The sequence below is a fragment of the Bacillus sp. FSL R7-0685 genome (assembly GCF_038002425.1).
In the GTDB taxonomy this organism is placed as follows: Bacteria; Bacillota; Bacilli; order Bacillales; family Bacillaceae; genus Bacillus; species Bacillus subtilis.
In genome coordinates this window covers 1,687,006-1,707,999 of sequence record NZ_JBBOCN010000001.1, presented here as the reverse complement: position 1 = coordinate 1,707,999, position 20,994 = coordinate 1,687,006, and the positions used below count along the sequence as shown (strand labels likewise).

At 41.6% G+C, this 20,994-nt stretch carries 25 protein-coding genes; all 25 read right to left on the bottom strand.

The features are described 5' to 3' along the window. Window positions 1-2 precede the first annotated feature (2 nt). The 25 genes from MKY50_RS09025 to swrD all read right to left on the bottom strand — a co-directional run bounded on the left by MKY50_RS09025 (window position 3) and on the right by swrD (window position 20,983). Window positions 3-785: an isoprenyl transferase gene (locus tag MKY50_RS09025; RefSeq protein ID WP_003231925.1), complete on the bottom strand. Its 783-nt coding sequence runs from the start codon at window positions 783-785 to the stop codon at window positions 3-5. Between the two features lie 130 nt (window positions 786-915). Further along, complete coding sequence (frr, locus tag MKY50_RS09020) at window positions 916-1,473, bottom strand: ribosome recycling factor (protein ID WP_003231927.1); 558 nt, start codon at window positions 1,471-1,473, stop codon at window positions 916-918. A gap of 1 nt (window position 1,474) precedes the next feature. After that, complete coding sequence (gene pyrH, locus MKY50_RS09015; RefSeq protein ID WP_003220923.1) at window positions 1,475-2,197, bottom strand: UMP kinase; 723 nt, start codon at window positions 2,195-2,197, stop codon at window positions 1,475-1,477. Window positions 2,198-2,342: 145 nt separating this feature from the next. After that, window positions 2,343-3,224, bottom strand: a complete 882-nt coding sequence (gene tsf / locus MKY50_RS09010; RefSeq protein WP_003231929.1) for a translation elongation factor Ts — start codon at window positions 3,222-3,224, stop codon at window positions 2,343-2,345. Between the two features lie 101 nt (window positions 3,225-3,325). Then, a complete protein-coding gene (gene rpsB, locus MKY50_RS09005) occupies window positions 3,326-4,066 on the bottom strand; it encodes a 30S ribosomal protein S2 (RefSeq protein WP_003220918.1) in 741 nt (246 codons plus the stop codon). Window positions 4,067-4,209: 143 nt separating this feature from the next. After that, complete coding sequence (swrB, locus tag MKY50_RS09000) at window positions 4,210-4,713, bottom strand: swarming motility protein SwrB (RefSeq protein WP_009967248.1); 504 nt, start codon at window positions 4,711-4,713, stop codon at window positions 4,210-4,212. A 28-nt stretch (window positions 4,714-4,741) separates the two neighbouring features. Continuing rightward, window positions 4,742-5,506: an RNA polymerase sigma-28 factor SigD gene (sigD, locus tag MKY50_RS08995; protein ID WP_003220911.1), complete on the bottom strand. Its 765-nt coding sequence runs from the start codon at window positions 5,504-5,506 to the stop codon at window positions 4,742-4,744. A 22-nt stretch (window positions 5,507-5,528) separates the two neighbouring features. Beyond that, window positions 5,529-6,029, bottom strand: coding sequence for a chemoreceptor glutamine deamidase CheD (cheD, locus tag MKY50_RS08990; RefSeq protein ID WP_014476818.1), 501 nt, complete (start codon window positions 6,027-6,029; stop codon window positions 5,529-5,531). After that, the gene (cheC, locus tag MKY50_RS08985) at window positions 6,026-6,655 is read right to left on the bottom strand and encodes a CheY-P phosphatase CheC (RefSeq protein WP_003231935.1); all 630 of its coding nucleotides are present in this window, start codon (window positions 6,653-6,655) and stop codon (window positions 6,026-6,028) included. The genes cheD and cheC overlap by 4 nt, the downstream gene beginning before the upstream one ends. A gap of 18 nt (window positions 6,656-6,673) precedes the next feature. Further along, complete coding sequence (cheW, locus tag MKY50_RS08980; protein WP_003231938.1) at window positions 6,674-7,144, bottom strand: chemotaxis protein CheW; 471 nt, start codon at window positions 7,142-7,144, stop codon at window positions 6,674-6,676. A 21-nt stretch (window positions 7,145-7,165) separates the two neighbouring features. Then, window positions 7,166-9,184, bottom strand: a complete 2,019-nt coding sequence (gene cheA, locus MKY50_RS08975) for a chemotaxis protein CheA (RefSeq protein WP_014476817.1) — start codon at window positions 9,182-9,184, stop codon at window positions 7,166-7,168. Between the two features lie 5 nt (window positions 9,185-9,189). Further along, the gene (gene cheB, locus MKY50_RS08970; protein WP_106073914.1) at window positions 9,190-10,263 is read right to left on the bottom strand and encodes a protein-glutamate O-methylesterase CheB; all 1,074 of its coding nucleotides are present in this window, start codon (window positions 10,261-10,263) and stop codon (window positions 9,190-9,192) included. A gap of 1 nt (window position 10,264) precedes the next feature. Further along, a complete protein-coding gene (flhG, locus tag MKY50_RS08965; protein WP_106073913.1) occupies window positions 10,265-11,161 on the bottom strand; it encodes a flagellum location/number ATPase FlhG in 897 nt (298 codons plus the stop codon). After that, complete coding sequence (flhF, locus tag MKY50_RS08960; protein WP_038428960.1) at window positions 11,152-12,252, bottom strand: flagellar biosynthesis protein FlhF; 1,101 nt, start codon at window positions 12,250-12,252, stop codon at window positions 11,152-11,154. Before flhF ends, flhG begins: the two co-directional genes overlap by 10 nt. Beyond that, window positions 12,252-14,285 carry a flagellar biosynthesis protein FlhA gene (gene flhA, locus MKY50_RS08955; protein ID WP_341116503.1) on the bottom strand — a complete coding sequence of 678 codons (2,034 nt, stop codon included), beginning with the start codon at window positions 14,283-14,285 and terminating at the stop codon, window positions 12,252-12,254. Before flhA ends, flhF begins: the two co-directional genes overlap by 1 nt. A 32-nt stretch (window positions 14,286-14,317) precedes the next feature. Further along, complete coding sequence (gene flhB, locus MKY50_RS08950) at window positions 14,318-15,400, bottom strand: flagellar biosynthesis protein FlhB (RefSeq protein WP_003231949.1); 1,083 nt, start codon at window positions 15,398-15,400, stop codon at window positions 14,318-14,320. Then, window positions 15,400-16,179 (bottom strand): flagellar biosynthetic protein FliR, encoded by a 780-nt coding sequence (gene fliR / locus MKY50_RS08945; protein ID WP_003245510.1) that lies wholly within the window; start codon window positions 16,177-16,179, stop codon window positions 15,400-15,402. The genes flhB and fliR overlap by 1 nt, the downstream gene beginning before the upstream one ends. A 7-nt stretch (window positions 16,180-16,186) precedes the next feature. Further along, on the bottom strand, window positions 16,187-16,456 hold the full coding sequence (fliQ, locus tag MKY50_RS08940) for a flagellar biosynthesis protein FliQ (RefSeq protein ID WP_003220888.1): 270 nt from the start codon (window positions 16,454-16,456) through the stop codon (window positions 16,187-16,189). A 14-nt stretch (window positions 16,457-16,470) separates the two neighbouring features. Further along, entirely contained in the window at window positions 16,471-17,136 is a 666-nt protein-coding gene (fliP, locus tag MKY50_RS08935; protein ID WP_003245692.1) for a flagellar type III secretion system pore protein FliP, read from the bottom strand. Beyond that, a complete protein-coding gene (gene fliZ, locus MKY50_RS08930; RefSeq protein ID WP_144531025.1) occupies window positions 17,129-17,788 on the bottom strand; it encodes a flagella biosynthesis regulatory protein FliZ in 660 nt (219 codons plus the stop codon). The genes fliP and fliZ overlap by 8 nt, the downstream gene beginning before the upstream one ends. A 14-nt stretch (window positions 17,789-17,802) precedes the next feature. Continuing rightward, entirely contained in the window at window positions 17,803-18,165 is a 363-nt protein-coding gene (gene cheY / locus MKY50_RS08925) for a chemotaxis protein CheY (protein WP_014476812.1), read from the bottom strand. Window positions 18,166-18,190: 25 nt separating this feature from the next. Beyond that, window positions 18,191-19,327 carry a flagellar motor switch phosphatase FliY gene (fliY, locus tag MKY50_RS08920; RefSeq protein WP_116315500.1) on the bottom strand — a complete coding sequence of 379 codons (1,137 nt, stop codon included), beginning with the start codon at window positions 19,325-19,327 and terminating at the stop codon, window positions 18,191-18,193. Next, entirely contained in the window at window positions 19,317-20,315 is a 999-nt protein-coding gene (gene fliM, locus MKY50_RS08915; protein ID WP_003220879.1) for a flagellar motor switch protein FliM, read from the bottom strand. The genes fliY and fliM overlap by 11 nt, the downstream gene beginning before the upstream one ends. A 33-nt stretch (window positions 20,316-20,348) precedes the next feature. Then, on the bottom strand, window positions 20,349-20,771 hold the full coding sequence (gene fliL, locus MKY50_RS08910; protein ID WP_003231964.1) for a flagellar basal body-associated protein FliL: 423 nt from the start codon (window positions 20,769-20,771) through the stop codon (window positions 20,349-20,351). Next, window positions 20,768-20,983, bottom strand: coding sequence for a swarming motility protein SwrD (gene swrD, locus MKY50_RS08905; protein ID WP_003231966.1), 216 nt, complete (start codon window positions 20,981-20,983; stop codon window positions 20,768-20,770). The genes fliL and swrD overlap by 4 nt, the downstream gene beginning before the upstream one ends. Window positions 20,984-20,994 lie beyond the last annotated feature (11 nt).

The window sequence follows — 20,994 nt, the reverse complement described above, 5'->3', positions numbered from 1 at the left end:
CTCTAAATTCCGCCAAACCTCCGGCCTCTCTGCTGAAACTCTCCTAACGCCTGCAAGAAGTGATCTTCTTTAAAGTCAGGCCACAAGACGTCAGTAAAGACAAATTCACTGTAGGCAACCTGCCATAGCATAAAATTGCTCAGCCTTATCTCGCCGCTCGTTCGAATTAAAAGTTCAGGATCCTGCAAAGATTCAGTCATCAAATAAGTAGAAAAAAGCGATTCATCAATGTCTTCAATATTCAAAGAGCCTTCCTTCACTTTTTCCGCGAGTGATTTTGCAGCACTGACAATTTCAGTACGGCCTCCATAGTTAAGAGCAAAATTAAGGATCATTCCGTCGTTTTGCGCCGTGTCCTGTACAGCTTTTTCAATCGCACGTAATGTGTGCGCCGGCAAAGCCGTTTCATCCCCAATGATCCGAACCTGTACATTTTCCTCAACAAGCTCTGGAAGATACGTATTCAAAAATTCTTCCGGAAGCTTCATTAAAAAATCGACCTCCATTTTCGGTCTTTTCCAGTTTTCTGTTGAAAATGCATACAATGTCAGTACTTTGACACCTAATTCGTTTGCGAGCTTCGTGGTCCTTTTTACCACCTTCATCCCTTCATGGTGGCCTGCAATTCTGGGAAGAGAGCGTTTTTTAGCCCAACGGCCATTTCCATCCATGATAATGGCGATGTGTTCGGGAATTTCTCCCTTAAGTATGTCTTCTTTTGTATAACGTTCTAAGTTGGAAGCCGCAGTTTGCTGATTCTTCCAATTTTTGAGTATGTTGAGCATGAGATTCCTCCGTCACCCAAAAAGGTTACATTCCCTGCTGATAATCAATGTAATCAACAGTATTAACAAAAAAACCCCCTGTAAACATGAGAGGGTCTTTTCACTATTATCTATTGTACATAGTTTTTCATTAAACTTCCATGATTTCTTTTTCTTTGTCTTTTGTGACACTGTCAATTTTTGACACATATTCATCTGTCAGTTTTTGAACGTCTTCAGTGGAAGCACGCAGTTCATCCTCAGTAATGTCTCCGTTTTTCTCAAGTTTTTTGAGATCATCGTTAGCATCACGGCGAACGTTACGAACAGCTACTTTTGCTTCTTCAGCATATTTTTTTACAACTTTCACTAATTCTTTCCGTCTCTCTTCTGTTAGTGCCGGAATTGCAATTCGAATCATATTGCCGTCACTTGTTGGTGTAAGACCTAAATCAGCTTTTAAAATCGCTTTTTCGATATCACCGATTGCTGTTTTATCGTATGGCGTGATAACGAGCATACGAGCTTCAGGCACGTTAATAGAAGACAACTGATTTAAAGGTGTCTGCGCTCCGTAATATTCAACCGTTACTTTATCTAATAATGATGGATTTGCACGGCCTGCGCGTACAGTAGCCAATTCGCGCTGATAAGCAGCAATTGCTTTTTCCATTTTTTCTTTTGTTTGAGTTAATACTTCTTTTGACACGTTATTTCCCCCTCACGATCGTTCCGATTGATTCACCGATAACGGCACGTTTGATATTTCCTTCTTCCATAATAGAAAAGACGATAAGCGGAATGTCATTGTCCATACATAAAGAGGAAGCTGTTGAATCCATGACTTCCAGGCCGTCTTTAAGAACGTCAAGATAAGAAAGTGATTCATACTTAACAGCTGATTCATCTTTTCTAGGATCGGCATTATACACACCGTCAACGTTATTTTTAGCCATTAAAATAACGTCTGCCTCAATTTCAGCAGCCCGCAGTGCAGCTGTCGTATCAGTTGAGAAATATGGGTTTCCTGTGCCCGCAGCGAAAATAACGACACGTTTTTTCTCTAAGTGGCGTATCGCTTTTCTTCTTATGTACGGTTCAGCAACTTGTCTCATTTCAATGGATGTTTGCACTCTGGACTGGATTCCGAGTGTTTCCAAGCTGTCTTGAAGAGCAAGCGAATTCATTACTGTCGCCAGCATTCCCATATAGTCAGCAGTCGCGCGGTCCATGCCCAGGTCACTTCCTGTTTTTCCGCGCCATAAGTTGCCGCCGCCTACTACAACAGCCACTTCGACTTCAAGCTCAGCGATTTCCTTCACTTGCTTTGCAATGGATTGAATGACAGTCGGGTTAATTCCATTTCCCTGTTCTCCTGCCAATGCTTCCCCGCTAAGCTTTAATACGATACGTTTGTATTTTGGTTTTTCCATGATAACCTCCAAGTGTAAACATTGCCGTTTTCTATTATGCAAGAGAAAAAAAGGTTTGTAAATATAGTTTTAAAAATAGGGAACACAAAATGTGTCCCCTATACTGCCTGAAAAGACGCGACTTAGCCGCGAAATCTTTTCACCATTATTTTTTCACTTGGTTCATTACTTCTTCAGCAAAGTTTTCTTGACGTTTTTCGATGCCTTCTCCAACTTCATAGCGGACAAAAGTTTGAACAGTAGCGTTTTTCGCTGCAATAACTTGTTTCACTTTTTCATCTGGGTTTTTAACGAACGCTTGGTCTAATAGACAAATTTCTTCGAAGAATTTGTTCAGACGGCCTTCAACCATTTTCGCTACGATGTTTTCAGGTTTGCCTTCTTGGAGGGCTTGCTGAGTTAAGATTTGACGCTCATGATTTGTTTCTTCTTCAGATACTTGATCACGAGAAATGTAACGAGGGTTAACTGCAGCAACGTGCATTGCGATATCTTTCGCAGTTTCTTCATCAGTTGTACCGTTGAGAACAGTTAATACACCGATGCGGCCGCCCATGTGAAGGTACGCACCGAATGCAGAGCTGTCGTCTTTTGTTAGAACTGTAAAGCGGCGAAGAGTGATTTTCTCACCGATTTTAGCAACTGCGCTTGTGATGTACTCTTCAACAGTTGAGCCATTTTCCATTTTTTGACCCATTGCTTCTTCAACATCTGCTGGCGTGTTTGCAAGAAGGTGGTCAGCTAAAGTGTTAAGAAGCTCTTTGAAGCCTTCGTTTTTCGCAACGAAATCAGTTTCAGAGTTTACTTCTAGGATAACGCCTTTGTTGCCGTCAGTTTTAATAAGAGTAGAACCTTCTGCTGCGATACGGTCAGCTTTTTTCGCTGCTTTTGCAATCCCTTTTTCTCTTAAAAGGTCAATTGCTTTGTCCATATCTCCGTCAGTTTCAGTTAACGCTTTTTTACAATCCATCATGCCCGCGCCAGTTTTTTCACGCAGTTCTTTTACTTGCTGTGCAGTAATTGCCATTTGTATTCCTCCTTATATGTTTAAACAAGAGTATGTATATTACACATTTTTCTTGAAAAAAGGTGATAAAAGGCAGTCCCTCTTATCACCTTTTGAATAGGTTACGCAGTTGTTGTTTCTGTTTCTGGTGCAGTTTCTTCAGCAACTTCCGCTTCTTCTTCGCCTTGCTTCGCTTCTAAGATTGCATCTGCCATTTTAGAAGTTAGAAGTTTAACAGCGCGGATAGCGTCATCGTTCGCTGGGATAACAACATCGATTTCATCTGGATCACAGTTAGTATCTACGATACCGATGATAGGGATGTTTAATTTGCGAGCTTCCGCAACAGCGATGCGCTCTTTGCGAGGATCGATGATGAATAATGCATCAGGAAGATCCTTCATATCTTTAATTCCGCCTAGGAATTTTTCAAGACGCTCTAATTCTTTTTTCAATTGAACGACTTCTTTTTTAGGAAGTACATCAAACGTACCGTTTTCTTGCATTTTTTCAATGTCTTTAAGACGTTTAATACGTTTTTGGATTGTTTCGAAGTTTGTTAATGTACCGCCCAACCAGCGTTGGTTGACATAGTACATGCCAGAGCGTTGAGCTTCTTCTTTAACAGAATCTTGAGCTTGTTTTTTTGTTCCGACGAAAAGGATTTTTCCGCCTTCAGCAGCAAGATTTTTAGTGAAGTTGTAAGCTTCCTCTACTTTTTTGACTGTTTTTTGAAGGTCAATGATGTAGATTCCGTTACGCTCCGTGAAAATGTAACGCTTCATTTTTGGGTTCCAACGGCGTGTTTGGTGACCGAAGTGAACACCAGCTTCAAGCAATTGCTTCATAGAAATGACTGACATGTTATTTCCTCCTAATATAATGGTTTTTTTCCTCCGCTTAGGTCATTTTTGTGCAGAACTGCCGCCTGCAGCACCCTCTGCATAAATCGTTAAGCGTGTGTATTTAACACCAAGACATAATATAACACAGCTTTATCCGACAATCAAGAATCCTTTACACCTTTGGAGCGAAATTTTAAAAATAGCTCGATTTCTGTCTTTCCGCTCTTCATTTTCTGGGCAATTTGACTTGCCGAATATCCCTGTTCATATAATTCTATGACCTGGTCTTCAAATGATTGGACCTCACTGTTTACGAGCTCTTCCCGACGGTCAACCTCTGTAATCAGACCTTCAATATGTTCAGGAAGATTCTCTGCCTCTTGGACTGGATCCCGCTCTTGATATGTTTCAGAGGTCTGAAGGCCTGACTTTTGGGATTCTTCATCTGATTGACTTGCAGATGAAGCTTTATTTTCTATCAGTTTCTCATTTTCTTCTTTTAATTCAAGCAGAAATGCCGCCAAGGTGTTTTCCGTCTCTTCAAGTATCTGTTTTTGCTGTTTTTCTGTTTCTTTCACTGCAGCGAGCCTCGTATACAGGATAATGACAGCGTACAGAAGAACGCCGTGGAGCATAAAGCTTAAAAGCCATAATAGTGTTGACATGTTTTTCACTCGCTAACCATGAAATTCATTATTGTATCACTTTTTCCAGCAGATTCTTTAATTTAAATAATGCCTTTGAATGGATCTGAGATATGCGGGACGTAGAAAGATTTAATACTTGTCCGATTTCTGTCAGTGTCAACTCCTCTTTGTAGAACAAACTGACAACCAGCTGTTCTTTTTCAGAGAGTTCGTGAATTTTTTCCGCAAGCTGTGCAATCAGTTCATCCTTCATAATCTTTTCTTCAGGCGGAACATTTTTGTCATCTCTGATCATGACTTGAATGTTTTCCCCGTCATCTTGATCATGGAGCTTTTCATCAATTGACAGCAGATTTGCAAAAAAACCTTCATTCATTGTTGACACGACATCCTGTACCGTCATTCCGAGTTCCTCTGCAATTTCCGCGGGCGATACATTCCGAAGATACCGCTGTTCAAGCTTTTCAATTGCTGCTTCAACCTTTTTTGTTTTTTCGCGCGAGGTTCTGGGCAGCCAATCTTCTTTACGAAGCCCGTCTATGATTGCGCCGCGAATTCTAAACGAGGCGTAGGTATCAAATTTTAAGTCCCGGCTGGGGTCAAATTTTTCAAGGGCATCATATAAACCAAGCATACCAAGGCTCATAAGATCGTCTTTATGCACTGATTTCGGCAGTCCGACAGAAATTCTGCCTACATGATATGTGACAAGCGGCATGTAACGGCGCATTAAGTCGTCACCGGCTTTAGGATCTTTCCACTCTTTCCAGCGCGTCCAAAGCACCTGATCTTCATAATTCAAGGATTGCATTGTTATCCCCCTAATACCTTAATTAAATCGTTTTTTCACCTTGTTTAACAGTTCGAATATGCAGCATGCAGGACTTCGGTTCAAATTCTATCGTCCGGCCGCTTGAGCCGCCCGTATCTTCACTAATAATAGGAATATTAAATAAAGACAGCTGTTCTTTTATCGCTAATACATTTCTCGGTCCGATCTTCATCAAATCATTTGTCGATTTAAATTTAAACATCTCTGATCCGCCGGCCAGCTTTGCTTTTAATGCAAATTTCCGGCATCCCGCTTCTATCAGCATATCAATCGTGGTCTTTACGGCGGTGTCAGCGTACTTAGCCCGGTTGAGCTCGGCAGTTTTCGATAACGTCGAATCCGGAAGCATGACATGAACAAGACCCGCCGTTTGCTTTTCTTTATCATAAAGCACCAGCCCCACACATGAACCCAAACCAGAGGTCCGGATGGTATCCGGGAAGCGGGCGATCTTCACGTCAGCAATCCCAACCTTTATAACAACAGCCTCAGTTGTACTCATAATGATGCACCTAAGGCGACAAAGAGCTTTTCAAATGAATCATAGTCCGGCAGCATAAACATATGCGCTTTCAGCTCCTGCTGATGGCTTTGGTCAAAAATTGACGTATCGACAACAATGGCGTGTTCTCCAACCTGACTGAGCTCCATCAGCCCTTCGCTGATCACAGCTCCGAACATGTCCAATGAGACTTCAGGAACACTTGGATAGAGCTGGAGTTTCGTCAAATCCGCCAAAGCTGTTAAATATGACCCCGCTAAAATATTGCCCAGTTCATGCAAAGCGGATGAGCTCATGTGGTCTTCACCTAAGTCCTCTATGTCAAAATCGGGGTTTCCAATCAGCTCTCTGATAAACTGCTCCGCCTGAAAAAAAGGCATTATAAAGAACATTGAACCCGTTAAATCGCCTTCCATTCTTAAAAAGATGCTGGCAACCGGGACATCGGCGCCGCCGAAAAAATCAACAAGCTCATCAAAAGACAGCAGCTTTGCAAATGGGACTTCCATATCTATCTTTCTATTTAACAGCTGGGCCATTGCAGAGGCGGAGTGGCCGGCGCCTATATTGCCGACTTCCCGCAAAATGTCCATCTGCTCTTCTTTGATTCCATTAAAAATACTCATGTCATAACCCCTTTAAGATTAAGCTTGATCGGGCACAGCGGACTGAGATGATTCTTTATCCAAAACCGCGTTCGCATCAATAATATTTAAGAGTCTGTTCTCTTGTTTCACAATCTGTTCGATCGACACATCCGTATCTTTCTGAACGCCTTCTGGAGCAGATTCTATTTCACTTTCGTGTACGGTAATCACATCATTCGCTTCATCCACAATCCAGCCGACTTCAATATCACGATAAGCAATAATGATAATTCGTGTTTCATCGGTAATTTCATACTCTGGCAAATTCAGGCGTTTTCTTAAATCAATAACCGGAGTCACCACCCCGCGTAAATTGATTACCCCGCAAATATATGGTTCAACGCCAGGTACCCTCGTTGGCTTTTGCCATTTTTCAATTGATTTCACCTGAGTGACGGAAATGGCATATTCTTTGCCATTTACCATAAAGACTATCATTTTTTCGCCTGTTTTAATTTCTGCAGTCATGTGAGACACCTCCTCGAATGGTTAAATAATCAGTGCATTACAATCAATAATGAGCGCTACTTCTCCGTCTCCTAAAATAGTAGCTCCGGAAATTGCAAAGACGTTTGTTAAATAATCTCCGAGTGATTTCAGCACAACTTCCTGCTGGCCAATAAAGGAGTCCACCACAAATGCAGTAGGTTTATCGCCTTTTTTCACGACAATGATATGGAGCTGTTCCGCATCTTTTCTTGTATCTTCTATTTTAAACTCTTCTTTTAAATAAACGACAGGGACAATATGCCCTCTAAAGTCAATCACTTCACGGTCATGCGTTTGCAAAATGTCTTTTCTGTCAATAACTGCTGTTTCAATGATTGAAGAAATCGGAATGGCAAATGTCTCTTCTTCCAACTTAATCAGCAGAACTGAAATAATAGACAAGGTAAGCGGCAGCTGGATGCTGAATAGAGAGCCTTGACCCTCGGCTGATTTTACACTGACTGAACCGCCAAGAGACTCCAGTTTGTTTTTTACAACGTCAAGTCCGACACCGCGGCCGGAAATATCAGAAATTTGGTCAGCAGTTGAGAACCCCGGAGCAAAAATCAATTCGTAAATTTGGTTGTCTTCTAAGGTTTCAGCTTCTTTTTCCGTTATGACCCCGCGCTCAAGCGCTTTTTCCAGAATTTTTTTGCGATTAAGGCCTGCGCCGTCATCCTCTACTTCGATAAAGACATGGTTGCCGCTGTGATAAGCTTTAAGCACAACTTTTCCTGATTCCGGTTTTCCCTTTTGCAAACGTGTTTCCGGCGCCTCGATACCATGGTCAATACTGTTTCTGATCAAGTGAACGAGTGGATCTCCGATTTCATCAATTACTGTACGATCCAGTTCAGTTTCCGCACCGATGATCGAGAGTTCAATTTTTTTATTCAGCTCTTTCTGAAGCTGGCGAATCATTCTCGGGAATCTGTTAAAAACGGTTTCAACCGGGACCATTCTCATATTCAGAATAATCGATTGCAAATCTCCGGAAATTCTCGTCATTCGTTCAACCGTTTCAGTCAGTTCATTGTGCTCAAGCTCTTTCGCAATCTGCTCGAGACGCCCGCGGTCAATGACAAGCTCTTCAAATAAGTTCATTAAAGAATCAAGCCTGTCAATGTTGACACGAATTGTTTTAGATCCGCCGGCTGAATGCTTCGCCTGTTCATCGTTTTTAGCAGGCTGTTTTTGTTTCTCCTGCTTCGCAGGTACAGCTGCTGCTGGTGAATCTTCTTGCTTAGATTCTTCAGGCTTTTCAGCTGATGTTAAAGGAGCCCCTTGAATGACTTCAACATGCTCAATTTCCGACACACCATTGATTAATTGTTCAATGTCTTCCGCTGATTGATGTGTTAAGAAACAAACTTGAAAGTCAGTTCCAAAATCTTCTGTTTCAAGCACTTCAGCACTTGGAATTGTTTTGGCTACTTCTCCGACTTCATTTAGTTTTTCAAACACCATATAGACACGAACTGCTTTTAACATACAGTTTTCGTTCAGAGAAATCTTGATTTCATATCGTTTGAAGCCTTGCTCCTCCGCTTCTTGTATAACTGTGCGTTCAAATTCATCATATTCCCAATCAGATGCTGAACTCTGTGCTTCTGCAGGTTCCGCGGAGGCAGCGGATTCAGCGTGCGCACCATTCACATCAAGCTTGGCACTCACTTCTGAGATATCTCTTTTACCATCCCCGCCATCAATAATAGACTGAACCATTGCTTCCAGGTGATCCAGAGCTTCAAACAAAATATCCAGCCAGTCTGAGGTGACTTCCATGTCTCCGTTTCGGATTGCATCCAGCACGTTTTCAAGCAGATGGGTAAGATGTGCTAAATCCGTGTAGCCCATCGTTGCGCTCATTCCTTTTAATGTATGGGCAGCCCTGAATATATCATGTACGAGCTGAAGATCAGTCGGGTCTTTCTCTAAAAGAAGAAGCTTTTCATTACATGTTTGTAAATGTTCTTTACTCTCATCAATAAAGACATCTAAATACTGATTCATATCCATTTGAATCACACCCTCTCTTTTTTCACACAGCTTGTGATGGATGCTGCGATATCTTCCACATGTTTAATCTCATGAATGAGACCCGCTTTAACAGCAGCTTTTGGCATCCCGTATACGACACAAGATTCTTCAGACTCCGCAATGGCTTTCACATTGCCGGCTGTTAGCATGTCCTTTAGCCCAGCAGTGCCGTCACTGCCCATGCCGGTCATGATAACCACTACTTTTTCATAATCTGTCAGTTTCCCGACAGAACGGAATAAATAATCAGCAGATGGTTTATGACGGCTTGGTGTGTCATGGTTATCAAGCACAATCTGGAGTCCTTCGCTGTTTTTAATAACGGATATGTTTTTTCCGCCCGGTGCTATGTAAACACAGCCGTTAAGAGCTGCTTCACCATCTTTTGCTTCTTTTACCTGAATGTCAGATAAATGATTCAGCCGATCAGCCAAAGAAGCAGTAAACCCTTCAGGCATGTGCTGTACGACAACCACTGGTGCGTTCAAATCCTTAGGGAGCTTCGGTATCACCTTTTGTAACGCCCGTGGACCGCCTGTTGATGTGCCGATACACACAATTTGTCTGCCCGTTCCAGGTTTCGGTTTGCTTAATTCAGGCTTAACGACAGCACGCACAATAGGTTCGGGCCGAACTGTCTGGGAAACAGGACGTTTCCGCTTGCCGGAAAGTCCTGCCGCGACGACACGCTCAACTAATTGTTCTTTAATTTTGTATAAATCCAGAGATATTGAGCCTGATGGCTTTGTGATAAAATCAAAGGCACCGATCTCCAAACAATTAATTGTGCATTCTTTACCTTTCTCGGTCTGGCTCGACACCATAATGACTGGCAAGTTATAAATCTCAATAATTTTGCGGAGCGTATCTGTCCCATTCATGACCGGCATTTCAACATCAAGAGTAATAACATCCGGTTTTAATAATTCAATCTTCTTAAGCGCTTCTTCTCCGTTTCTCGCAGTTCCGATTACTTCTATCTGCTTTTCTTCGGTCAGAAAATCACTTATCATTTTTCTCATAAAAGCTGAATCATCAACTACAAGCACACGAATCAAATTAAGCCCTCCTCATTAAAAAAGAAGATAATTTCTCAATAAATGTCTGTTTGTCTTCTTTGTGTCTCGTTTCTTCTCTTTCAAACAAGGCGTCCGCTAAAATACGGACTGACCGGCTGGCTTTTGCCTGAGGGCTTTTTATGAAAAAAGGAACCTGTTCGACAACCGCTTTGCTCACGATCACATCGTCAGAAACGGAACCGGCAAACTGAACCTGAACATCCAAAAACATATGAATTGTACGGGAGAGGCGGGCAAAAGCGTCAAGCCCTTCCTTTTGGTCACGGCACCGATTGACAGCCACCTTCATTGAAAGCTTATTTTCTGTCAAAACCAAGTGCTTGACAGCGCTGTATGCGTCCATAATGGCCGTCGGCTCAGGAGTTGTTATAATCAAAATATCTTCTGCTGATAAAATAAAAGGCAGTTGATCTTTTGATAAGCCTGCTCCCATGTCAAACAGCACATAATCGAACTGGCTCAATGCATGAGAAAGTTCATTGGCAAAAAACGTCCATTTTCTCTGATCGAGCTGAAACATCACATCCAGACCAGTTCCCCCTGATATATACCGCAAACCCTTTGGGCCAACGGATAATGACTGCAGCAAAGGCTTACGATCGGTTAAAACATCGATTATCGTGGCAGACGATGAATTTCCCATTAATATATCAATGTTTCCCATCCCGATATCAAGGTCGATGAGCAGCACCTTCTTACCTTTATCCTGCAGCGCAAGTGCCATATTTAAGGTAATATTGGATTTTCCGACACCGCCCTTGCCGCTAATGACAGCAAGTGTCTTCGCTTTTTGTGAATAAACCATTGGCAGAACGCGCTCACGTTTTTCCATTTTCGCCCGTAAAGTTGCTGCTTGGTCATATCTGTTCATCTGCACAGCATCCTCACAAAACCAAGTGGAGATACAGTCTGTATATCCTCAGGCACATTCTGGCCGTTAGTCATAAACCCGACACCTATTTTTGATTCTGCCAGTATATTAAATACAGAACCTAAGGAAGTCGTTTCATCTATTTTCGTAAAAATATACTGATTGACAGGGACAGATGAAAACCGTTTGACAATATGCTTCATATCTTCATATTTTGCAGTCGCGGATAAAACAAGAAATGACTGAATGCTACTCTCAAAAGGAATCGTTTCTTTCAGTTCATCAATGTATTGCGGGTCCTTGAAGTTTCTTCCAGCTGTATCAACAAACACATGATCATACTCAGAAAATAGCTCCTTCGCCTGCTGAAATTCTTCTTTTGTATAGCAAACTTCCAGAGGAGCCTGCAGCAGTTCAGCGTATGTTTTCAACTGTTCAACAGCTGCAATACGATACGTATCTGTTGTAATAAAAGCGATTTTTTTATGTTTTTCAAGCATAGATATGGCTGCGAGTTTAGCCAGTGTAGTTGTTTTACCAGCCCCTGTTGAACCAAAGAGAACGATATATTTTGAATGAATTGGCTCCTGCCACTTGTCTGCTGAGGGCAGCATATCGCATAGTATTTCCTGAAGTTTGCCGACAACATTTTCTTCAGTCAAGCCGCCTGCTTCAACAGAGAAGCGAAGCAATTTTTTCAGAGTGTTCGTTTTCGTAGACTCTTTGATCCCTGTTTCGTGCAAAAGCTTTTCTGCTTTTCGCAGCGGCTCAGGAAGTACAGATTGATATGCTGAAAAATCACCTAGCTCCTGTTGCGCCGGAATTTGAGGGGGATATGTTCTCTCCTCTATTTTCGGACTGCTGACCGGAGTTTTTAATGTTTGTTTCGGTTCAGCTGCCTTCTGAGGCGTTTTTTTCTCAAGAAAGTCCTGATCCAATACGGCGATTACTTCAACAGCAGGCTTGTTGACGAGGCCAAACCATTTTCGCTTTTTAATTTTTTTCGAATTTAATATGACCGCTTCATTACCTAACTCTTTTCTGATGAGAAGTGCCGCTTCTTGCATTGAAGCAGCAGTAAATTTTTTTATTTTCATTAAATATCCACCACTCCAATGCTTTGTACCTCAACATTCGCCTCAAGTTCGTTATAAGAGAGTACCGGAAGATCAGGGAAGTACCGTTCCAGAAGCTGCTTCACATACATTCTGACAGGCGGCGAACAAAGAAGAATCGCGGTTTCCTGACGTAATGAGAGCTGTTCAGCTTCTGTAGCGACAGAGCGCACTATACTTTCTGAAATATCTGGTTCAAGTGATAAATAGTTCCCGTGTTCCGTCTGCTGCACACCGTCTGCTATTGCTTTTTCTACACGGCCGGAACAAGTAACAACCTTCAACACTTCATTTTCTTTGGCAAACTGGGCTGTAATTTGTTTAGCAAGCGCTTGTCTTGTATACTCTGTCAAGAGATCAGAATCTGTTGTTAATTTCCCATAGTCAGCAAGTGTTTCAAAAATCGTTACTAAGTTTCGAATTGAAACTTTTTCTTTTAAAAGCTTAGCAAGCACTTTCTGAATATCACCGACAGACAATGGATTCGGCGTAACCTCTTCAACCAGGACTGGATACGATTCTTTCAAGTGATCGATCAGCTGTTTTGTCTCCTGCCTTCCGATCAATTCGTGGGCATGCTGCTTAATTTTCTCCGTAATATGCGTTGAAACGACTGATGCAGGATCAACTACTGTATAACCAAGCATGTCGGCTTCATCCTTTACCGCTTCGCTAATCCATTTAGCCGGCAGCCCGAATGAAGGCTCCACTGTTTCAATCCCTTCAATGAGATCGTCCTCAGGAGTAGGCGACATCGCTAAATAATGATCAAGCAACAACTCGCCTTTTGCTACTTCGTTTCCTTTAATTTTCAATCGGTATTCATTAGGCTGCAACGCTATATTATCTCTGATTCGCACGACAGGAATGACAAGCCCGAGTTCCAAAGCCAACTGACGGCGTATCATAACAATTCGGTCTAATAAATCACCGCCTTGATTGGCATCAGCAAGCGGTATCAGGCCATATCCAAACTCAAATTCTATCGGATCTATATGCAGAAGCTGAACAACACTTTCAGGGCTTTTAAGCTCGTCCACCTCAGCCTCTTCCTCAAGAATCTCATCCACTTCTTCTTTTTCCTTACCTGATTTAGATAGTGTATATGCGCCAAAAGCAAGCAATCCCGCAAGCGGCCCCGTCAGAAGGATGCCGATCGGAGTGAAAATACCTAAAAGCATGATCGTAGCTGCTGCGACGTATAAAAGCTTTGGATACGCAAACAGCTGGCCTGTAATGTCATGCCCTAAGTTTCCTTCAGAGGCAGCTCTTGTGACCACAATACCCGTAGCCGTAGAAATTAACAGTGCCGGGATTTGCGAAACAATTCCATCCCCTACAGTCAGCATCGTAAAGTGTGAAGCAGCCTCTTGAATGGACATGCCCTGCTGAAGCATCCCGATCACGATTCCGAAAATAATATTGATCATCACAATGATGATTCCGGCAATGGCGTCACCTTTTACAAATTTACTGGCACCGTCCATTGCTCCATAAAAGTCTGCTTCTCTTGCCACTTTTTCGCGGCGATGCTTCGCTTCCTGTTCGGTAATCATCCCTGCGTTTAAATCAGCATCAATACTCATCTGCTTCCCAGGCATTGCGTCCAGCGTAAACCTTGCTGCAACCTCGGAAACACGTTCAGCACCTTTTGTAATGACGATAAACTGAATAATAATAAGGATGATAAATACAACGAGTCCAACTAATACATTTCCGCCGACAACGAAATTTCCGAAAGTCTCGACGACTTTACCTCCTTCACCGTGTGAAAGAATTGAACGGGTAGTTGAGACGTTCAAGCCCAAACGAAATAGGGTCAAAAGCAGCAACAGTGACGGAAAAATCGAAAACTGAAGCGCTTCCTGCATATTCATTGTGGTGAGAAGCACGATCAACGCAAGAGAAATATTAATAATGATCAAAATACTTAACAGCCATGGAGGAAATGGAATCACCAGCATCGCCACAATGAGGACAACACTTATTAAAACGGATAAATCTCTTGTTGACATGCTGTTTTTTCTCTCCTTTTAAATCGAAAAATTCAATATACTTTTTGTTTTGTTTTATATACGTAAGCCAGAATTTCTGCTAAAACTTTAAAAAATTCTTCCGGCACTGCCTGGTCAATTTCCACCTGATCATATAACGCACGGGCAAGCGGTCTGTTTTCTACCATCATGACATCATGCTCTTTAGCAATTTTCCTGATTTTTAACGCAAGGTGGTCGACGCCTTTTGCAACAATATAAGGTGCGTCCATTTTTTCTTCATCATATTTCAAAGCAATCGCATAGTGAGTCGGGTTTGTGATAATGACATCTGCTTTTGGAACTTCCTGCATCATCCGCCTCATCGCCATTTCCCGCTGTCTTTGTTTAATTTTAGACTTGATAATCGGGTCTCCTTCAGATTTTTTGTACTCATCTTTTATATCTTGTTTTGACATTTTGATATTTTTCTCATAGTCAAATCTCTGATATAAATAGTCGAGACCAGCAAGAATCAACAATGCACCTGCACCGCTTAGTCCCATCCACAAAGTGAGTTTTGAAACGAAAGAAAGTGCCTCTTCGGGTGTCAGGAGAGGAAGCCGGAGAATTTCTCCATAATGCAGCCAAAGCACAGCAAAAGCCGCAAAACCAACGACTACGATTTTCAAAATTGATTTAATCAGCTCTACAATCGCCCTCATACTGTATATTCGTTTAAAGCCTTTGATCGGATCCAGTTTTTCAAGCTTAGGCTGTATCACTTCAGCAGAAAATAAGAACCCAACCTGCATATAGTTGCTTACGACTCCTGCAACAAGAGCAACAAGCAAGATCGGTGCGAGTATCATGCCCATATCCTTTAATAAGCTGACAAACAATGTATGCACATTTGATTCTGAGAGCTTCATTGTGAGCGATTCGGTATAAAATGTTTCTATGAATGACAGCAGCCTGTCTCTCATATACGGACCAATTGCAATAAGCGAAAGGAATATTACCAGTAAAGAAACGGCGGTATTGACATCCGAGCTTTTGGCTACCTGCCCTTTTTTTCGCGTATCCTTCCGTTTTTTCGGAGTGGCTTTTTCTGTCTTCTCTCCCGCAAAAAACTGCAGGTCAACTCTAAGCTTCATTAAGAAACACCGACCAATGCTAAAAGATTCCGCATCGTTTCAATCGTTAAACTGAAAACATTCCGGACAACGACGAAGATAACGGACATACATACAATGAGCATGATGAAACTGACAGCGATCTTTAAAGGCAGACCGACCACAAATACATTTAACTGCGGAACAGTTCGAGCCACGATACCTAATGCTAAATCAACTAGAAACAAACTGGCCACAACCGGCGCTGACATTTGAAAAGCGATAATAAACATTGCATTAAAGCTTTTCGCGATAAAATAGGCAAACTTTTCATCGCCGAAATTCGGAAATGCCTGATCAACTGAAATATACTGAAAGCTGTAGTAAATACCGTCCAGCAGCAAATGGTGGGCATTGACACTCAGCATAAACAAAAGTGCCATGGTATAGATAAACTGGCCAATCAACGGACTTTGTGCACCGGTTTGCGGATCAATAACGTTTGCTATTGAAAATCCCATTTGAAAATCAATAAACGAGCCGGCAATCTGCACTGCGGCAATCATCATATAAGCAATTAAACCCAGACATAGGCCGACCAAAGCTTCTTTAAACGCCAAAAGCATATAGTGCTCATCTATCTCCAAAGAGGGCGGTTTATCAATGGTGCTGAAACAAATGACCGCAAGAAAAAAAGCAAAACCTATGCGATGAACAGCTGGCACATTTCGATGTCCAAATAGCGGAATCGTTACAAAAAAAGCAGAGATTCTAATAAAAACCAATAAAAAAGCAGGAAATAAGTCAATAATTGAATTCATCTCTACATTACCCTGCAAAACGATTTAAATTAGAAAACAGCTCTGTTGTAAATGAAAGAATCGTCGACAGCATCCACGGACCAAAAAAAATGAGAGCCAGGAGAACCGCCACGATTTTCGGAATAAACGCCAAAGTCTGTTCCTGGATTTGAGTTGTCGCCTGAAATATGCTGACAATTAAACCGACCAGTAAAGCAATAGCCAATAATGGCCCGCTGATCATCAGCGTTACGTATACGGCTTTTTCCGCCATAGAAATTACAAATTCTGAACTCACGTTTAGCACCTACCCTAAAAGCTCTGAAGCAAAGATTTCACAATTAAATACCAGCCGTCTACCAAAACAAAAAGTAATATTTTAAAGGGCAGAGAAATCATAACTGGAGGCAGCATCATCATTCCCATTGACATCAAGACGCTCGCCACTACCATATCTATAATTAAAAAAGGGATAAAAATCATAAAACCTATTTGAAATGCTGTTTTAAGCTCCGATATGGCAAAAGCCGGAACCATTGTTGTTAACGGAATATCCTTTAATGATTCAGGTTTATCCATTTTCGCGTAATTCATAAACAGCGCCAGATCCTTCTGCCTTGTGTGTTTACTCATAAATTCTTTAATCGGTTCCTCAGCTTTCGTATACGCTTCATCCAAGCTGATTTTGTTGTCCATTAATGGGGTCAGCGCTTCTTTATTAATTTCTGAAAAAGTAGGAGCCATAATAAAAAATGTTAAAAACAGCGCAAGCCCGATTAGAACCTGGTTTGGGGGCATAGATTGCGTCGCAAGTGAAGTTCTGACAAATGACAGAACAATGACGATGCGAGTAAAACAAGTCATAAGAATCAATATTCCAGGCGCCACTGAAAATACAGTTAACAATAATAGTAATTTAACAGTCGAACTTACGTTTTCCGGATCGCTTGAACTGAAAATATTTATAAACTCATTCATGATGACGTGGGCCTTTCTTCTTTCCTTCAGAACGGTTTTGTTTTAACTCTTCAAGTTGCTCTTTTAATGCTTTTGAAAATGAAGGCAGTTTTTGCTGCGGCTGATGTTCAGAACTCTTAAGCGGCTTCACAAACTTTTGCCACTCTATTTTGCTTGACATTGCCTCTTCATGCTGACTGAGAATGACTTCAATCTCTTTTTCATCCTCAATTTCTTTCAGCAGCTGGATCGTCTCTCCTACACCGACGACGAGCACACTTTTCCCGACCTTGATCATTTGTATGGATCTGTTCTGGCCGACCGATGTACCGCCAATATTTTCAACATATTGAAAAGGCTTTAGGAGCCGATTTCTTTTGTTCATGAGCTTAACCAGCCCGTAAATCAGCGCGATAACAAACAGTAAAGCGAAAATCATCTTTACAAAATCAAAAGCTGAGACAGAAGGAGCAGCCGCTCCCTCCGTCTCATCAGCAGTTTTTGTTGTTTTTTCTTTCTTTTGCTCTGATTGATCTGCAGTTTTTTCATCTTTCTTTTGAAACCATTCGTTTACAGTTGAATTATCAGAGTCTGCCGCGGCAGCAGCAATCGGATGTACACTCAATAAAACGAAAAAACAAATAAAAACGATAAAATATTGACTCTTTTTCAACAGTCGTACACCCTTTAACTTAATGTTTTGTTGATTGCTTCAAGCACACGGTCAGCCTGGAAAGGTTTCACAATGAAATCCTTAGCGCCGGCCTGAATGGCATCAATAACCATTGATTGCTGTCCCATAGCAGAACACATGATGATTCTTGCCTGCGCATCAATTTGTTTAATTTCTTTTAATGCTGTAATACCATCCATTTCTGGCATCGTGATATCCATAGTAACAAGGTCAGGTGAATGCTCTTTATATTTCTCTACCGCTTGTGCTCCATTTTCAGCTTCCGCCACAACTTCAAAACCATTTTTAACCAAAATATCTTTAATCATCATTCGCATAAATGCTGCGTCATCTACAATTAAAATTCTATGTGCCATAATCTATCTCTCTCCTTGTGTTTCGTTATTTTAAATTATTAATGCGCTCTGCCTGGCTTAAAATGTCAGTGACTCTCACTCCGAAGTTTTCTTCAATGACAACGACCTCGCCTTTGGCAACGATACGCTGATTAACTAAAATATCTACAGGCTCACCGGCTAATTTATCAAGCTCGATAATACTTCCGGCAGAAAGCTCTAAAATCTCTTTTACGCTTCTCTTCGTTCTGCCAAGCTCAACAGTAATCGAAAGCGGGATATCCAAAAGCATATCCAGATTATGAATAGGGGCTTGTACAGCTTCGTTTGGATCAAACGCTGAAAATTCCACCGGTGAAACCTGAACTGGCGCTGCTTTTTTTGCTGTTCCCTGCCTTTTTGGCGGCGGCTGCTGTTGCTTCGGTTCAATACGCGGCTCTGGCGTCACAGGCTCTTTCGGCTGTTCGTATGTAACTTCAGGCTGCACCGTTTCTTCTTCCTCTGCACTTTCTGAGTTCATAAGGCTTGAAATTAAATCTTTCGCAAATGTCAATGGGTAAAGCTGCATAATGCTGGAGTCTATTAATTCTCCCACCTTTAAGTTGAAAGAAACTTTCACCAGCATTTCATCATCAGGAATACGGTCTGTACCCTTTTCTTCAGTAACATCCAGCAATTCAACCCGAGGAGGTGAAATATCAATTTTTTTACTGAATACAGTAGACATTGATGTGGCAGCCGATCCCATCATTTGGTTCATTGCTTCTTGAACCGCACTTAAATGGATTTCACCCAGTGAAGGGTCCGCACCTTTTCCGTCTCCCCCGATCATTAAGTCCGCAATGATCGCCGCGTCACTTTGTTCCACGACTAACAGGTTGCTTCCGCTGAAGCCCTCCGTATAATTCACTTCAATCGCTACATACGGTTCAGGAAACGCATCGCTGATTTTACTTCTTGGAATGACCGTTACGCTTGGAGTCGTAATATCGACCTTTTGATTTAAAAGCGTTGACAGTGCTGTCGCAGAACTGCCGAATGAAATATTACCGATTTCACCGATCGCATCACGCTCCATTTCCGATAAGTCATCTACTTCCGGAATCTCTGGCTCATCAAGCGTGCTGCCAGTACCGTTAAGAAGCGCGTCAATCTCATCTTGAGATAATCTATTATTCTCCATCTTGTTCACCTCTTATGTCGTGATCTAAAATTTGCACTGCCTGTTTTCGATTCACCCGGCCGGCTTGTCCTAAAAATTTCGGCTTATCTCCGACCAATACAGTAAGAGGATCCGTGACTGATTTGTCCAAAGTTATGCAGTCTCCGACTTCTAAACTTAAAAACTCTTCTATCGTCAGTTCAGATGTGCCGAGCTCGGCCACGACAGGTATTTGTGCTGTCATGATACGTTTTTCAAGCGACTTTGTTTCCTCAGGCTTTGGCTCATTTCGGTCTGATTGCATCCAATAGTGGACTGAAAGCTTCGGTATGAGCGGCTCGAGTACAATATGCGGGATACAGAGATTAATGACACCGCTGATTTCACCAATTTGAGTATTGAGCGAGATCACCACGACTGTTTCATTAGGAGATACCATCTGAACAAATTGCGGATTCACTTCAAACTCAGTCATTTCCGGTTCAATATCAGCAATTGACTGCCAAGCTTCTTTATAATTACCCAGTGCATTTTCAAATAAATTAGAAATGATTTTTGTTTCAATTTCTGTCAAACTGTCAACCTTGTTATGACTGATTCCAATCCCGCCCATGACTCGATCCATCATCGTATAAGCTATCGTGGGGTTGACCTCCATCATAATTCTTCCTTCCATCGGATGAACATCAAATAGATTCAGAATCGTCATGTTTGGAATCGATCTGATAAATTCCTCATACGGAACCTGATCAACAGAACTGACAGATATGTGAATATAGGTTCTGAGCTGAGCAGAAAAATGAGTGGTAAGAAGTCTTGCAAAATTGTCATGAATTCTCGTTAAACTGCGGATCTGATCCTTAGAAAACCGCAGCGCACGTTTGAAATCATAAACCTTGACTTTCTTCTCTTTTTCTTCTTTTTTCAGCTCTTCAGCGTCCATTTCACCAGTTGATATTGCAGAGAGCAGTGCATCTATTTCATTTTGGGAGAGAACTTCTCCTGACATTTTCCTCACCTCCGTATTCTGTCAAATTATGCTTTATTGCAGATTAAAGGAGGTAATATACACTTTTTCTACTTTTCCTTCTTGGAGGTAGCTATTTATTTTATCTTTTAGTTCCTTCTTAAAGGTTTCTTTTCCCTTGTCTCCCTCAATCTGATCAGCATTCGTATCAGCCAGCAGTGATATAACAGCGTCTTTCACTTGGAAATCACGTTTCTCAAGTTCTTCTTTTGATTTATCAGAATCAGTTTCAAGTTTAATAGCAAGACGGATAATGTTATCAGACTTTAAATTTGTTGTGATCTCTTCTACATCAACAGAAGACGCAACGATTTCATCAATACTTTTTTTCGCTTCACTTTTTTCGGACTTTCCGCCTAAAACAAAATAAGCCGCCGCCCCGAGAGCACCAATTACGATAAGAATAATTAGTAATATGATCATTAACTTTTTCTTCATTCCGGTTCCTCTATTCCTTGATCCATTGCAAATATTTGTATTTTTCGGTAGAAAGCTGCGATCTTTTCCAGAACAGCTTCTTCATCTTCTTTTACTACAAACTTCTTACCATTTGACAGAGTAATTGTAGTATCCGGAAAACATTCAATCTGTTCAATAAATAGCGCATTCAGTGTAAAGGGCTGCCCGTTCAAACGGGTTACTTTAATCATAAAACAGCGGA